The sequence below is a fragment of the Streptomyces spectabilis genome (genome assembly GCF_008704795.1).
Classification (GTDB): Bacteria; Actinomycetota; Actinomycetes; order Streptomycetales; family Streptomycetaceae; genus Streptomyces; species Streptomyces spectabilis.
Map to the genome: position 1 here is coordinate 7,852,656 of NZ_CP023690.1, position 15,054 is coordinate 7,867,709.

General features: G+C 70.8%; 12 protein-coding genes. All 12 read left to right on the forward strand.

All coding sequences use genetic code 11. From position 1 onward, the window contains the following. Positions 1–108: 108 nt before the first annotated feature. On the forward strand, positions 109–1,038 hold the full coding sequence (locus tag CP982_RS34145) for an ABC transporter permease (protein WP_150513990.1): 930 nt from the start codon (positions 109–111) through the stop codon (positions 1,036–1,038). Then, positions 1,031–1,813 (forward strand): ABC transporter ATP-binding protein, encoded by a 783-nt coding sequence (locus CP982_RS34150; protein ID WP_184925601.1) that lies wholly within the window; start codon positions 1,031–1,033, stop codon positions 1,811–1,813. Before CP982_RS34145 ends, CP982_RS34150 begins: the two co-directional genes overlap by 8 nt. Positions 1,814–2,148: 335 nt before the next feature. After that, a complete protein-coding gene (hpnC, locus tag CP982_RS34155; RefSeq protein WP_150513991.1) occupies positions 2,149–3,051 on the forward strand; it encodes a squalene synthase HpnC in 903 nt (300 codons plus the stop codon). Beyond that, a complete protein-coding gene (hpnD, locus tag CP982_RS34160) occupies positions 3,048–3,998 on the forward strand; it encodes a presqualene diphosphate synthase HpnD (RefSeq protein ID WP_170316540.1) in 951 nt (316 codons plus the stop codon). Before hpnC ends, hpnD begins: the two co-directional genes overlap by 4 nt. Before the next feature lie 100 nt (positions 3,999–4,098). Then, positions 4,099–5,535 carry a hydroxysqualene dehydroxylase HpnE gene (gene hpnE / locus CP982_RS34165; RefSeq protein WP_229880060.1) on the forward strand — a complete coding sequence of 479 codons (1,437 nt, stop codon included), beginning with the start codon at positions 4,099–4,101 and terminating at the stop codon, positions 5,533–5,535. Continuing rightward, a complete protein-coding gene (locus CP982_RS34170; protein WP_150513993.1) occupies positions 5,532–6,653 on the forward strand; it encodes a polyprenyl synthetase family protein in 1,122 nt (373 codons plus the stop codon). Before hpnE ends, CP982_RS34170 begins: the two co-directional genes overlap by 4 nt. Before the next feature lie 106 nt (positions 6,654–6,759). Continuing rightward, positions 6,760–8,754 carry a squalene--hopene cyclase gene (gene shc / locus CP982_RS34175; RefSeq protein ID WP_150513994.1) on the forward strand — a complete coding sequence of 665 codons (1,995 nt, stop codon included), beginning with the start codon at positions 6,760–6,762 and terminating at the stop codon, positions 8,752–8,754. Beyond that, complete coding sequence (locus CP982_RS34180) at positions 8,754–9,404, forward strand: phosphorylase family protein (RefSeq protein WP_150513995.1); 651 nt, start codon at positions 8,754–8,756, stop codon at positions 9,402–9,404. Before shc ends, CP982_RS34180 begins: the two co-directional genes overlap by 1 nt. Positions 9,405–9,409: 5 nt before the next feature. Further along, positions 9,410–10,429 carry an adenosyl-hopene transferase HpnH gene (gene hpnH, locus CP982_RS34185; protein WP_030688861.1) on the forward strand — a complete coding sequence of 340 codons (1,020 nt, stop codon included), beginning with the start codon at positions 9,410–9,412 and terminating at the stop codon, positions 10,427–10,429. A gap of 4 nt (positions 10,430–10,433) precedes the next feature. Then, complete coding sequence (ispG, locus tag CP982_RS34190; protein WP_150513996.1) at positions 10,434–11,600, forward strand: flavodoxin-dependent (E)-4-hydroxy-3-methylbut-2-enyl-diphosphate synthase; 1,167 nt, start codon at positions 10,434–10,436, stop codon at positions 11,598–11,600. A gap of 26 nt (positions 11,601–11,626) precedes the next feature. Then, positions 11,627–13,591, forward strand: coding sequence for a 1-deoxy-D-xylulose-5-phosphate synthase (gene dxs / locus CP982_RS34195; protein WP_150513997.1), 1,965 nt, complete (start codon positions 11,627–11,629; stop codon positions 13,589–13,591). Next, positions 13,588–14,982: an aspartate aminotransferase family protein gene (locus CP982_RS34200; RefSeq protein WP_150513998.1), complete on the forward strand. Its 1,395-nt coding sequence runs from the start codon at positions 13,588–13,590 to the stop codon at positions 14,980–14,982. Before dxs ends, CP982_RS34200 begins: the two co-directional genes overlap by 4 nt. Positions 14,983–15,054: the final 72 nt, after the last annotated feature.

Below are 15,054 nucleotides of genomic sequence, written 5' to 3' on the forward strand. Positions count from 1 at the left end.
GGTCTGAGACCATTCGGGCCGTATCCCGGTCCCTGGCCCGGCCTCCGCCCGATCTGGCCCACGCCTACGCCCGACCGGCCGCGCATCTGAAGACGAAAGTTTCCACTCGTGAGTGAGACAACGCAGGACGGTGGCGTCGCGGTGACCGCGCCACCGTCGCCCGACGACGGGCTTTCCCCGGCCGAGCTCGCGGCCAAGTACGGTCTGTCCGTCAGCGGTGCCCGTCCGGGCCTCATGGAGTACGTCCGCCAGCTCTGGGGGCGGCGCCACTTCATCATCGCCTTCTCGCAGGCGAAGCTGACCGCCCAGTACAGCCAGGCCAAGCTCGGCCAGCTGTGGCAGGTCGCGACCCCGCTCCTGAACGCGCTCGTCTACTTCCTCATCTTCGGCCTGATCCTCAAGGCCGACCGCGGCATGTCGCGGGAGGTGTACATCCCGTTCCTGGTCACGGGCGTGTTCGTGTTCACCTTCACGCAGAGCTCGGTGATGGCGGGCGTGCGGGCGATCTCGGGCAACCTCGGCCTGGTGCGCGCGCTGCACTTCCCGCGCGCCTCGCTGCCCATCTCCTTCTCGCTCCAGCAGCTCCAGCAGCTGCTGTTCTCGATGATCGTGCTGTTCGTGGTCGCCATCGGCTTCGGCAGCTACCCGCGGCTCTCCTGGCTCCTGATCGTCCCGGTCCTCGCCCTGCAGTTCCTGTTCAACACGGGGCTCGCCCTGGTCATGGCCCGGCTCGGCAGCAAGACGCCGGACCTGGCCCAGCTGATGCCGTTCGTGATGCGGACGTGGATGTACGCGTCCGGCGTGATGTTCTCCATCCCGGTGATGCTGAAGGACAAGCCCGCCTGGATCGCCGACATCCTCCAGTGGAACCCGGCGGCCATCTTCATGGACCTGATGCGTTTCGCGCTCATCGACGGCTACGGCTCGGAGAACCTGCCCCCGCACGTCTGGGCGGTCGCGCTCGGCTGGTCCGTGCTCGTCGCCGCGGGCGGCTTCGTCTACTTCTGGAAGGCAGAGGAGCGGTACGGCCGTGGCTGACGACAAGGGCGCCCTGACGCGCCTCCCCACTGTGATCGCGGATGAGCTGCACATCGTGTACCGGGTGAATGGCGGGAAGACGGGCAGGGGCAGTGCGACGGCGGCGTTGAGCCGGATCATCCGGCGGGGTGAGTCGCCGGGGGTGCGGAAGGTGCACGCGGTGCGCGGGGTGAGTTTCACCGCGTACCGGGGTGAGGCGATCGGGCTTATCGGGTCGAACGGGTCGGGCAAGTCGACGCTGCTGCGGGCGATCGCGGGTCTGCTGCCCGCGGAGCGGGGCAAGGTCTACACCGACGGCCAGCCCTCTCTGCTCGGGGTGAACGCGGCGCTGATGAACGATCTGACGGGTGAGCGCAATGTGATCCTGGGCGGTCTGGCGATGGGGATGAGCCGGGAGCAGGTCAAGGAGCGCTACCAGGACATCGTGGACTTCTCGGGGATCAATGAGAAGGGTGACTTCATCACGCTGCCGATGCGGACGTACTCCTCGGGCATGGCGGCGCGGCTGCGGTTCTCCATCGCGGCGGCCAAGGACCACGACGTCCTGATGATCGACGAGGCCCTGGCCACGGGCGACCGCAAGTTCCAGAAGCGCTCCGAGGCCCGCATCCGCGAGCTGCGCAAGGAGGCGGGCACGGTCTTCCTGGTCAGCCACAACAACAAGTCGATCCGTGACACCTGCGACCGGGTCCTGTGGCTGGAGCGCGGCGAGCTGCGCATGGACGGGCCCACCGACGAGGTCATCAAGGAGTACGAGAAGTTCACCGGTAAGTAGCCGGACGGCCGCCGTCTGGTCGCGGCCGAATGGAGCAGGGCCCCGCCGGAGACCCCGGCCGGGCCCTGACTCGTTTTCAGACACCACACTTCCCTCAAGTCACAGGAGTTCAGGGAAGATTGAAGCCAATCGGTGCGTTCTTGTGATGTGCGGAACACCCCGACGAAGCGCTGTCCGTTGTACAACGTAAGCTGTACCGGTGCTGATTCGCGGCAAGTGGGGCGATATCGCTCCCTGGCTGGGCGCGGGGCACGCTGCGCCGCCGGGCGGCCTTGGCGGCGTGTCCGAAATAGGATGTATTGGGTCGGCAGTGTAGAACGGGAGATGTGACGGCAATGGCTACGGACGATCTCCAGCTACGCGATGCGTCCGCCGTCCTCGCCAAAGCCGCGGACGAGAACTTTCCCGTGGCCCCGTTCTTCCTCCCGCGCGCCTGGCGCGAGGACCTCATGGCCGTGTACGGCTTCGCACGCCTGGTCGACGACATCGGCGACTCGGACCTGGCCCGCGGCGCCGCCCACGCCCGCTACCTGGGCGCGGACCCCGAGGCCGCGGGCGACCCGCTCGCCCTCCTGGACGCCTTCGAGGCCGATCTGCGCAAGGTCTTCGCCCCCGGCCCCGAGCCGGGCCACCCCCTGCTGCGCGCCCTCGGGCCCACCGTGCGGCGCGGCGGCCTCACCCCCGAGCCCTTCCTCGGCCTGATCGCCGCCAACCGCCAGGACCAGCTCGTCAAGCGCTACGAGACGTACGACGACCTCGTCGCCTACTGCGAACTGTCGGCGAACCCCGTCGGCCGTCTGGTGCTCGCCATCACCGGCACCGCGACACCCGAGCGGATCCGGCTCTCGGACTCCGTCTGCACCGCGCTCCAGCTCGTGGAGCACCTCCAGGACGTGCGCGAGGACCTCGGGCGCGACCGCATCTATCTGCCCGCCGAGGACATGAAGCGCTTTCACGTACAGGAACGGGATCTGGCCGCTCCTACCGCAGGCGCGTCGGTGCGCGCACTGGTTGCATTCGAAGCGGAACGCGCCCACCGCCTCCTGAATGAAGGCACCCCCCTGGTGGGTAGCGTCCACGGCAGGCTGAAGCTGCTGCTGGCAGGGTTCGTGGCAGGGGGGAGGGCGGCCGTCTCCGCGATCGCCGCCGCTGGATACGACGTACTTCCAAGGCCGCCGAAGCCCACGAAACCGCGTTTGCTGCGCGAGGTGGGTGCGGTTCTGCGAGGAGAGGGGTGAGCCGGACCGTGGAGTCAGAACCTCGCGTGTCCGCACCGGTACTCGCCGCATACAGCTATTGCGAGGCCGTGACCGGGCAGCAGGCACGTAATTTCGCGTACGGCATCAGGTTGCTGCCGACGCCGAAGCGGCGCGCGATGTCCGCGCTCTACGCGTTCTCGCGGCGCGTGGACGACATCGGGGACGGCGCGCTCGCGCCGGACGTCAAGAAGACCCGGCTCGACGAGACGCGGAGCCTGCTCGGCCGCATCCACGACGGCTCGGTGGAGGAGGACGACACCGACCCCGTGGCCGTGGCGCTCAGCCATGCCGCGCTCCACTTCCCGATCCCGCTCGGCGGCCTCGACGAGCTGATCGACGGCGTCCTGATGGACGTGCGCGGCGAGTCGTACGAGACCTGGGAGGACCTCAAGGTCTACTGCCGGTGCGTGGCCGGGGCCATCGGACGGCTCTCGCTCGGCGTGTTCGGTACGGAGCCGGGGGCGCCGAACGCGGAGCGCGCGCCGGAGTACGCCGACACGCTCGGGCTCGCGCTGCAACTCACCAACATCCTCAGGGACGTTCGCGAGGACGCCCTGGAGGGCCGGACCTATCTGCCGGCCGACGACCTCGCCAAATTCGGCTGCTCCGCCGGGTTCGCCAGACCGGAGCCGCCGGCCGGGTCCGACTTCGCGGGCCTCGTCCACTTCGAAGTGCGCCGCGCCCGCGCGCTGTTCGCCGAGGGCTACCGTCTCCTGCCCCTCCTCGACCGGCGCAGCGGCGCCTGCGTGGCGGCGATGGCGGGCATCTACCGCCGACTGCTCGACCGCATCGAGCGGGAACCGGAAGCGGTCCTTCGGGGCCGCGTTTCCTTGCCCGGCCGCGAGAAGGCGTATGTCGCCGTGCGCGGTCTGTCCGGCCTCGACGCGCGCCATGTCGCACGCCAGGCCGTCAGGAGGCGTACGTGACGCGCGACCGCGGGACCGGTGGCACCGGTCATCGCAACCGGCGGGCAACCCTCCGCATGACCTTGGCGTCCCAGACTGCAACCGCCGAAAGGGAGGACGCATGAGGCACGACGACAGCCGGCCCCGAACAGGCGGTGACGCGGACGCGGACCGCCCGGCCGGAGCGCTCGGCGGGCGCCCGGGGACATCAGCCGTCGTCGTCGGCGGCGGACTCGCCGGGATCACCAGCGCCCTCGCCCTCGCCGACGCGGGACTCGACGTCACGCTGCTCGAAGGGCGCCCCCGGCTCGGCGGGCTCGCCTTCTCCTTCCAGCGCGGCGAGCTGACGGTCGACAACGGCCAGCACGTCTATCTGCGCTGCTGCACCGCCTACCGCTGGTTCCTGGACCGCGTCGAGGGCGCGCACCTCGCACCGCTGCAGGAGCGGCTCGACGTACCCGTGCTCGACGCCGAGCGGAACCGCCTCGGACGGCTGCGGCGCACCGCGCTGCCCGTGCCGCTGCACCTGGCCGCGAGCCTCGCCACCTATCCGCATCTGTCGCTCGCCGAGCGCGCCCAGGTGGGCCGCGCGGCGCTCGCCCTCAAGGGACTCGACCCCGCCGATCCGGCGCTCGACAGCCAGGACTTCGGCAGCTGGCTGGCGGCGCACGGTCAGTCGCCGCGCGCCATCGAGGCCCTGTGGGACCTCGTCGGCGTGGCCACCCTGAACGCCGTCGCGGGAGATGCCTCCCTCGGCCTCGCCGCGATGGTCTTCAAGACCGGGCTGCTCTCGGACCCGGGCGCCGCCGACATCGGCTGGGCACGGGTGCCCCTCGGTGAACTCCATGACCGCCTGGCCCGCAAGGCGCTCGACTCCGCGGGCGTGCGTACCGAACTGCGAACACGTGTCACCTCCATCTCGCCTACTAAGAACGGTGGTTGGCGCGTGGAGGTTCCCGGCGAGCGCATCGAGGCCGATACCGTCGTGCTCGCCGTGCCCCAGGCCGAGACCCACGACCTGCTCCCGGAGGGCGCCCTCGACGACCCGGACCGGCTGCTCGGCATCGACACCGCGCCGATCCTCAACGTCCACGTGGTGTACGACCGCAAGGTCCTCAAGCGGCCCTTCTTCGCCGCGCTCGGCACGCCCGTCCAGTGGGTCTTCGACCGGACGGAGGCCTCCGGCCTTCGCGACGGCCAGTACCTGGCGCTGTCCCAGTCGGTGGCCCAGGACGAGATCGACGCCCCCGTGGCGGCGCTCAGGGAGCGCTATCTGCCGGAACTCGAGCGCCTGCTGCCCGCCGCGCACGGCGCACAGGTCCTGGACTTCTTCGTGACCCGGGAGCGCACGGCGACGTTCGCGCCGACTCCGGGCGTCGGCCGCTTGCGACCGGGCGCGCACACCAAGGCGCGCGGGCTCTATCTGGCCGGCGCGTGGACCGCCACCGGCTGGCCCGCGACGATGGAAAGCGCTGTTCGCAGCGGTATCAGCGCCGCGAGGGCGGCGCTGACCGCGCTCGACCGCCCGCGCGACCACCTCTTCGAGGAGGCGGCGTGACGCTCGACCTTCTGGGGCCGTCCCAGAAACCCCGCACCGGAACCAGAGGAGAGACTGTGCCGACTGTGCCCTCGGCCCAACCGGCCGCTGTGGACGTGACCTTGCTCCTTGAGCGGGGCCGGACACTGGCCACCCCGGTGCTGCGGTCCGCCGTGGACCGCCTCGCGCCCCCCATGGACACCGTCGCCGCCTACCACTTCGGCTGGATCGACGCCGCGGGCAACCCGGCCGACGGCGACGGCGGCAAGGCCGTGCGCCCCGCGCTCGCGCTGCTCTCCGCCGAGGCCGCGGGCGCCGCACCGGAGGTCGGCGTGCCCGGCGCGGTGGCCGTCGAACTGGTCCACAACTTCTCGCTCCTCCACGACGACCTGATGGACGGCGACGAGCAGCGCCGCCACCGCGACACCGTGTGGAAGGTGCACGGCCCCGCGCAGGCCATCCTCGTCGGCGACGCCCTCTTCGCCCTCGCCAACGAGATCCTCCTGGAGATCGGCACCGTCGAGGCGGGCCGGGCCACGCGCCGGCTGACCACCGCGACGCGCGCCCTCATCGACGGCCAGGCGCAGGACATCTCCTACGAGCACCGCGAGCGGGTCACCGTCGAGGAGTGCCTGGAGATGGAGGGCAACAAGACGGGCGCCCTGCTCGCCTGCGCGGTCTCCATCGGCGCGGTCCTCGGCGGCGCCGACGACGCCACCGCCGACACCCTGGAGAAGTACGGCTACCACCTCGGACTCGCCTTCCAGGCCGTCGACGACCTGCTCGGCATCTGGGGCGACCCGGAGGCCACCGGCAAGCAGACCTGGAGCGATCTGCGCCAGCGCAAGAAGTCGCTGCCGGTCGTCGCCGCGCTCGCGGCGGGCGGGCCGGCCTCCGAGCGGCTCGGCGAGCTGCTCGCGGCCGACGCCAAGAGCAATGACTTCGACAGCTTCTCCGAGGAGGAGTTCGCCGCGCGCGCCGCGCTCATCGAGGAGGCGGGCGGCCGCGAGTGGACCGCCGAGGAGGCGCGGCGGCAGCACGCCGTCGCCATCGAGGCCCTGGACGCGGTCCAGATGCCGGACCTGGTGCGGGCGCAGCTCACCGCGCTCGCCGACTTCGTCGTCGTACGGAAGAGATGATCACTATCGGGCACACCTGACTCGCAGTCGCCGAACACCGCCCGGGTGCGGGCGGTGTCCGACGGCGGACCCAGCAGAGAAGAAGCACTGCGTCGAAGGGGAAGCCATGACAGCGACGACCGACGGTTCCACCGGAGCGGTGACGCCCCGCGCGGCCTCGGCCACCGACACATCTGACACGACCCCCGGGGCGGCCGGGGCACCGGAAGCCGCCAAGCGTGCCGTGGAGCGCTCCACGGAGTTCCTCCTCTCCCGCCAGGACCCTCAGGGCTGGTGGAAGGGCGACCTGGAAACGAACGTGACCATGGACGCCGAGGACCTGCTGCTGCGCCAGTTCCTGGGTATCAGGGACGAGCCGACCACGCGCGCCGCCGCGCTCTTCATCCGCGGCGAGCAGCGCGACGACGGCACCTGGGCCACCTTCTACGGCGGCCCAGGCGAGCTCTCCGCCACCATCGAGGCCTATGTCGCCCTGCGCCTGGCCGGGGACGCCCCGGACGAGCCGCACATGGCGCGGGCCTCCGCCTGGATCCGCGAGCGGGGCGGCATCGCCGAGGCCCGGGTCTTCACCCGGATCTGGCTCGCCCTCTTCGGCTGGTGGAAGTGGGACGACCTGCCCGAACTCCCGCCGGAGCTCCTCTACTTCCCGAAGTGGTTCCCGCTCAACATCTACGACTTCGGCTGCTGGGCGCGGCAGACCATCGTGCCGCTGACCGTCGTCTCCGCCAAGCGCCCGGTGCGCCCGGCGCCCTTCCCGCTCGACGAGCTGCACCGCGATCCGGCCGTGCCGAACCCGCCCAAGCCCCTTGCCGCCGTGGCGAGTTGGGACGGCGTCTTCCAGCGTCTGGACAAGGCGCTGCACGTCTATCACAAGATCGCGCCGCGCGCGCTGCGCAAGGCCGCGATGAACAGCGCCGCGCGCTGGATCATCGAGCGGCAGGAGAACGACGGCTGCTGGGGCGGCATCCAGCCCCCCGCCGTGTACTCCGTCATCGCGCTGCACCTGCTCGGCTACGACCTCGACCACCCCGTGCTCAAGGCGGGCATCGAGTCGCTCGACCGGTTCGCGGTGTGGCGCGAGGACGGCGCGCGGATGATCGAGGCCTGTCAGTCCCCGGTGTGGGACACCTGTCTCGCCACCATCGCCCTTGCCGACGCCGGGGTGCCCGCCGACCACCCGCAGCTGGTGCAGGCCGCGGACTGGATGCTGGGCGAGCAGATCGTCAGGCCCGGCGACTGGTCGGTGCGCAAGCCCCATCTCACGCCGGGCGGCTGGGCGTTCGAGTTCCACAACGACAACTACCCCGACATCGACGACACCGCCGAGGTCGTCCTCGCGCTGCGCCGCGTGGCCCACCCGGACCGGCGCCGGATGGACAGCGCGATCGCCCGCGGCGTGCACTGGAACCTGGGCATGCAGTCGCGGAACGGCGCCTGGGCCGCCTTCGACGTCGACAACACCAGCCCGCTGCCGAACAAGCTGCCGTTCTGCGACTTCGGCGAGGTCATCGACCCGCCGTCCGCCGACGTCACCGCGCACGTCGTGGAGATGCTCGCCTACGAGGGCAAGTCCCACGACCCGCGCACCCGGCGCGGCATCGAGTGGCTCCTCGCCGAACAGGAGGCGAACGGCGCCTGGTTCGGCCGCTGGGGCGTCAACTACGTCTACGGCACCGGATCCGTGCTGCCCGCCCTGGTCGCGGCGGGCCTGCCCGCCGCGCACGCGGCGATCCGGCGCGCGGTCGCCTGGCTGGAGTCGGTGCAGAACGACGACGGCGGCTGGGGCGAGGACCTGCGCTCGTACCGCGACGAGCGGTGGATCGGGCACGGCGCGTCCACCGCGTCGCAGACCGCGTGGGCGCTGCTCGCGCTGCTCGCCGCCGGTGAGCGGGACTCCAAGGCCGTGGAGCGCGGCGTCACCTGGCTGACCGAGAGCCAGCGCGAGGACGGCTCCTGGGACGAGCCGTACTTCACCGGCACCGGCTTCCCCTGGGACTTCTCGATCAACTACCACCTGTACCGGCAGGTCTTCCCGCTGACCGCCCTCGGCCGGTACGTGCACGGCGAGCCGTCCGTCGGCGGCCCGGGCAAGGGGAGCTGATGAGCACGGACCCGGCCCGCCCGGGGCCCGCCCCGCTGCTCGTCGCCTGCGCGCTCGGCATCGAGCAGCTCGCCCTGCGCACCGGCGACCGCGGCGGCGCCCGCGGGCCCGTGACCGTGCTGCGCACGGGCATGGGCCCCAAGGCCGCCGAGCGCGCCGTCACCCGGGCGCTCGGCAAGGACTCCCTGCGCGACGCGGCCGTCGTGGCCACCGGGTTCTGCGCCGGGCTGGCCCCCGGCATGCACCCCGGCGACCTCGTCGTCGCCGAGGAGACCCGGCACGACGGCGGCCGCACGCCGTGTGTGGGCACCGGGCTCCTGGTCGAGGAGCTGGTGCGGGCCGTGCCGGGCCGCACCGTGCACACCGGCCCGCTCACGGGCTCCGACCACGTCGTCCGCGGTCACGAACGCGGCGATCTGCTCGCCACCGGCGCGATCGCGGTCGACATGGAGTCCGCGGTCACGCTGCGCAGTGCCGTCACGGCCGGACCCCGGCCGGTTGCGGCCGTCCGGGTGGTCGTCGACGCCCCCCAGCACGAACTCGTCCGCATCGGCACGGTCCGCGGTGGAATATCGGCTTTCCGCGTGCTCCGCGCCGTGCTTCCCGCTTTTTTCGAATGGCACCGATCTTCGCCGCTCTCCCGGAGGTGAGCCAGATGGCTATGCCGCTGCGTCAGTCAATCAAGGTCGCTACCTACCTCTTTGAACAGAAGCTCCGCAAGCGTGACAAGTTCCCGTTGATCGTCGAGTTGGAGCCCCTGTTCGCGTGCAATTTGAAGTGTGAGGGCTGCGGCAAGATCCAGCACCCGGCCGGTGTGCTCAAGCAGCGCATGCCGGTGGCCCAGGCCGTGGGCGCCGTTCTTGAGTCCGGGGCCCCGATGGTGTCCATCGCGGGCGGCGAACCGCTGATGCATCCTCAGATCGATGAGATCGTGCGCCAGTTGGTGGCCAAGAAGAAGTTCGTCTTCTTGTGCACGAACGCGATGCTGCTGCGCAAGAAGATGGACAAGTTCACGCCCTCGCCGTACTTCGCGTTCGCCGTGCACATCGACGGCATGCGGGAGCGCCACGACGAGTCCGTGGCGAAGGAGGGCGTGTTCGACGAGGCCGTGGCCGCCATCAAGGAGGCCAAGCGGCGCGGCTTCCGGGTGACCACCAACTCGACCTTCTTCAACACGGACACCCCGCAGACCATCATCGAGGTCCTGAACTTCCTCAACGACGACCTGAAGGTCGACGAGATGATGCTGTCGCCCGCCTACGCCTACGAGAAGGCGCCGGACCAGGAGCACTTCCTCGGCGTCGAGCAGACCCGCGAGCTGTTCAAGAAGGCCTTCGCGGGCGGCAACCGGCTCCGCTGGCGCCTGAACCACTCGCCGCTGTTCCTCGACTTCCTCGAGGGCAAGGTCGACTTCCAGTGCACGGCGTGGGCGATCCCGAACTACTCCCTCTTCGGCTGGCAGCGCCCCTGCTATCTGATGAGCGACGGATACGTGCCGACGTACCGGGAGCTGATCGAGGAGACCGACTGGAGCAAGTACGGCCGCGGCAAGGACGACCGGTGCGCCAACTGCATGGCGCACTGCGGGTACGAGCCGACCGCCGTGCTCGCCACGATGGGCTCGCTGAAGGAGTCGCTGCGCGCCATGCGCGAGACCGTCTCCGGGAACCGGTGACGTCATGACCCCTTCGGGCCCCGTCTCCCTGGGCCTGCCCGAGCCGCCGGTCCGGCCGATAGCGGAGCGCCGCACCACGCGGCGCATCCAGGTCGGACCGGTGGCCGTCGGGGGCGGCGCTCCGGTGTCGGTGCAGTCGATGACGACGACGCGTACGTCCGACATCGGGGCGACGCTTCAGCAGATCGCCGAGCTGACGGCTTCGGGCTGTCAGATCGTGCGGGTGGCGTGCCCGACGCAGGACGACGCGGACGCGCTGTCGGTCATTGCCAGGAAGTCGCAGATCCCGGTGATCGCCGATATTCACTTCCAGCCGAAGTACGTGTTCGCGGCGATCGACGCGGGCTGTGCGGCGGTCCGGGTGAACCCGGGGAACATCAAGCAGTTCGACGACAAGGTCAGGGAGATCGCGCGGGCTGCGTCCGCCGCGGGCATCCCGATCCGCATCGGTGTGAACGCCGGGTCGCTCGACAAGCGCCTCCTGAAGAAGTACGGCAGGGCGACGCCGGAGGCTCTGGTGGAGTCGGCGTTGTGGGAGGCGTCGCTGTTCGAGGAGCACGGTTTCCGGGACATCAAGATCTCGGTGAAGCACAACGATCCGGTGGTGATGGTCAATGCCTACCGGCAGTTGGCGGCCGCGTGTGATTACCCGTTGCACTTGGGTGTGACGGAGGCGGGTCCGGCGTTCCAGGGCACGATCAAGTCGGCGGTGGCGTTCGGTGCGCTGCTTGCCGAGGGTATCGGTGACACGATCCGGGTCTCGTTGTCGGCGCCTCCGGCGGAGGAGGTCAAGGTCGGGATTCAGATTCTGGAGTCGTTGAATCTGCGTCAGCGGCGTCTGGAGATCGTGTCGTGTCCGTCGTGCGGGCGGGCGCAGGTGGATGTGTACAAGCTCGCGGACGAGGTGACGGCGGGGCTCGAGGGCATGGAGGTGCCGCTGCGGGTGGCGGTCATGGGCTGTGTCGTGAACGGTCCGGGTGAGGCGCGTGAGGCCGATCTCGGGGTGGCGTCCGGCAATGGCAAGGGGCAGATCTTTGTGAAGGGCGAGGTCATCAAGACGGTGCCCGAGTCGAAGATCGTGGAGACCCTGATCGAGGAGGCCATGAAGATCGCGGCGCAGTTGGAGGCCGCCGGTGTCCCGTCCGGGGCGCCCGACGTCACGGTGAGCTGAGGACAACCAGTTTAGGGGGCCTGAGCATGACCATCCTGGAAACCATCCGAGGGCCGCGCGACCTGAAGGCGCTGACCGAGGCCGACCTCGCCGAACTGGCGGAGGAGATCAGGGAGTTCCTGGTGCACGCGGTCGCGCGGACCGGCGGACACCTCGGGCCCAACCTGGGGGTGGTGGAGCTGACCATCGCCCTGCACCGGGTCTTCGAGTCGCCCGTCGACCGCCTGGTGTGGGACACCGGCCACCAGAGCTATGTGCACAAGCTCCTGACCGGGCGCCAGGACTTCTCGAAGCTGCGGGGCAAGGGCGGCCTGTCCGGCTACCCCTCGCGGGAGGAGTCCGCGCACGACATCGTCGAGAACAGCCACGCGTCCACCGCGCTCGGCTGGGCCGACGGGCTCGCCAAGGCCCGCCGGGTCCTGGGGGAGCGCGGCCACGTCGTCGCCGTCATCGGGGACGGCGCCCTCACCGGCGGTATGGCCTGGGAGGCGCTCAACAACATCGCGGCCGCGAAGGACCAGCCGCTGATCATCGTCGTCAACGACAACGAGCGCTCCTACGCCCCCACCATCGGCGGCCTCGCCAACCACCTCGCGACCCTGCGCACCACCGACAGCTACGAGAAGGTCCTCGCCTGGGGCAAGGACGTCCTCCAGCGCACCCCCGTGGTCGGGCGGACGCTGTACGAATCCCTGCACGGCGCCAAGAAGGGCTTCAAGGACGCCTTCGCGCCCCAGGGCATGTTCGAGGACCTCGGCCTGAAGTACGTCGGCCCCATCGACGGGCACGACATCAAGGCCGTCGAGTCCGCGCTGCGCCGCGCGAAGCGCTTCCACGGGCCCGTCCTCATCCACTGCCTCACCGAGAAGGGCCGCGGCTACGAGCCCGCGCTCGCCGACGAGGCCGACCGTTTCCACACCGTCGGCGTCATGGACCCCCTCACCTGCGAGCCGCTCACCCCGTCCAACGGCCCCTCCTGGACCTCCGTGTTCGGCGACGAGATCGTCCGCATCGGGGCCGAGCGCGACGACGTCGTCGCCCTCACGGCCGCCATGCTGCACCCCGTCGGGCTCACCCGGTTCGCGGAGGCCTACCCCGACCGCGTCTGGGACGTCGGCATCGCCGAGCAGCACGCGGCCGTGTCCGCCGCCGGGCTCGCCACCGGCGGCCTGCACCCCGTCGTCGCGGTCTACGCCACCTTCCTCAACCGCGCCTTCGACCAGCTCCTGATGGACGTGGCGCTGCACCGGTGCGGCGTCACCTTCGTGCTCGACCGGGCCGGCGTCACCGGCGCCGACGGGGCCTCGCACAACGGCATGTGGGACATGTCGATCCTCCAGTGCGTGCCCACGCTGCGCATCGCCGCGCCGCGCGACGCCGACCAGCTGCGCGCCCAGCTGCGCGAGGCCGTGAACGTCGACGACGCGCCGACCCTGCTGCGCTTCCCCAAGGAGTCGGTGGGGCCCGCGATCCCGGCCGTGGACCGGGTGGGCGCCATGGACGTGCTGCGCCGGGACCCCGACCCGGACGTGCTGCTGGTCGCCGTCGGCGTGATGGCACCGGTGTGCCTCCAGGCCGCCGAGCTGCTCGCGGAGCGGGGCATCGGCTGCACCGTCGTCGACCCGCGCTGGGTCAAGCCCGTCGACGCCGCGCTGGCGCCGCTCGCCGCGCACCACCGGCTCGTCGCGGTCGTCGAGGACAACAGCCGCGCGGGCGGCGTCGGCTCGGCCGTGGCCCTCGCCCTCGACGAGGCCGAGGTGGACGTGCCCGTGCGCCGCTTCGGCATTCCCGAGCAGTTCCTCGCGCACGCCAAGCGCGGCGAGGTCCTCGCCGATGTCGGCCTCACGCCGGTCGAGATCGCGGGGCGCGTCGGCGCGACGATGGCCCGCCAGGACGCCGCGCGGGAGACGGCAGGGGCCACCGGCCCGCACGAGGCCGGGACCCCCGGCCCCAGGACAGCCGGGACGCCCGGCGAGGAGAACCGAGCATGACAAGCACCGGCAAGGAGTTCGACCTCGGCAGACTGCTCGCCGAGCGCGGCGGCGAGCGGTACGAGCTGCACACCCGGCACCTCAACCACCAGCTGCCGCGCATGCTGCACACCATCGGCTTCGACAAGGTCTACGAGCGCGCGGAGGGCGCCTACTTCTGGGACGCCGAAGGCCAGGACTACCTGGACATGCTCGCCGGCTTCGGCGTCATGGGCCTGGGCCGCCACCACCCGGTCGTCCGCAAGGCCCTGCACGACGTCCTCGACGCCTCCCTCGCCGACCTGACCCGCTTCGACTGCCAGCCGCTGCCCGGACTGCTCGCCGAGCGGCTGCTCGCGCACAGCCCGTACCTGGACCGGGTCTTCTTCGGCAACAGCGGCACCGAGGCCGTCGAGACCGCCCTGAAGTTCGCCCGCTACGCCACCGGCAAGCCACGGGTCCTGTACTGCGAGCACGCCTTCCACGGCCTGACCACCGGCTCCCTGTCGGTGAACGGAGAGACCGGCTTCCGCGACGGCTTCGCCCCGCTCCTGCCGGACACGGCCGTCCCCCTCGGTGACCTCGACGCGCTGCGCCGGGAGCTGAAGCGCGGCGACGTGGCCGCCCTGATCGTCGAGCCGGTCCAGGGCAAGGGCGTGCACGAGCCACCGGCCGGCTATCTGCGCGCCGCCCAGGACCTCCTCCACCAGCACAAGGCGCTCCTGATCGCCGACGAGGTGCAGACCGGGCTCGGCAGGACCGGGGCCTTCTACGCCCACCAGCACGAGGAGGGCGTCGAGCCCGACCTGGTGTGCGTGGCCAAGGCCCTCTCCGGCGGCTACGTCCCGGTCGGCGCGACCCTCGGCAAGGACTGGATCTTCAAGAAGGTCTACTCGTCGATGGACCGCGTCCTGGTCCACTCCGCGAGCTTCGGGTCCAACGCGCAGGCCATGGCCGCCGGGCTCGCGGTCCTCGCCGTCATGGAGGACGAGGGGACCGTCGCGAACGCCCGCGCCACGGGGGAGCTGCTCAAGGCCCGGCTCGCGGCGCTCGTCGACAAGTACGAGCTGCTCAGCGACGTCCGCGGCCGGGGCCTGATGATCGGCATCGAGTTCGGCAGGCCGAAGTCCCTCAAGCTCCGCAGCCGCTGGACGATGCTCCAGGCCGCCCGCAAGGGCTTGTTCGCGCAGATGGTCGTCGTACCGCTGCTCCAGAAGCACCGGATCCTCACCCAGGTCTCCGGCGACCACCTGGAGGTCATCAAGCTCATCCCGCCGCTGATCATCGGGGAGAAGGAGGCCGACCGCTTCGTCGCGGCGTTCACCGACGTCATGGACGAGGCGCACGGGGGCGGCGGGCTGATCTGGGACTTCGGCAAGACCCTGGTGAAGCAGGCGGTGGCGAACCGCTGAGCCGCCGCTGCGGTCACCCGCCATCGGGCTCTTGCCTCTGAGGCAACAAAATTGCCTCGCAGGTAAGACTCT

Excerpts from the sequence above, each read along its gene's own strand:
- shc (WP_150513994.1), top strand. The coding sequence starts at position 6,760 with ATGACAGCGACGACCGACGGTTCCACCGGAGCGGTGACGCCCCGCGCG.
- CP982_RS34200 (WP_150513998.1), top strand. The coding sequence starts at position 13,588 with ATGACAAGCACCGGCAAGGAGTTCGACCTCGGCAGACTGCTCGCCGAG.
- hpnE (WP_229880060.1), top strand. The coding sequence starts at position 4,099 with ATGAGGCACGACGACAGCCGGCCCCGAACAGGCGGTGACGCGGACGCG.
- ispG (WP_150513996.1), top strand. The coding sequence starts at position 10,434 with ATGACCCCTTCGGGCCCCGTCTCCCTGGGCCTGCCCGAGCCGCCGGTC.
- CP982_RS34180 (WP_150513995.1), top strand. The coding sequence starts at position 8,754 with ATGAGCACGGACCCGGCCCGCCCGGGGCCCGCCCCGCTGCTCGTCGCC.
- dxs (WP_150513997.1), top strand. The coding sequence starts at position 11,627 with ATGACCATCCTGGAAACCATCCGAGGGCCGCGCGACCTGAAGGCGCTG.
- hpnC (WP_150513991.1), top strand. The coding sequence starts at position 2,149 with ATGGCTACGGACGATCTCCAGCTACGCGATGCGTCCGCCGTCCTCGCC.
- hpnH (WP_030688861.1), top strand. The coding sequence starts at position 9,410 with ATGGCTATGCCGCTGCGTCAGTCAATCAAGGTCGCTACCTACCTCTTT.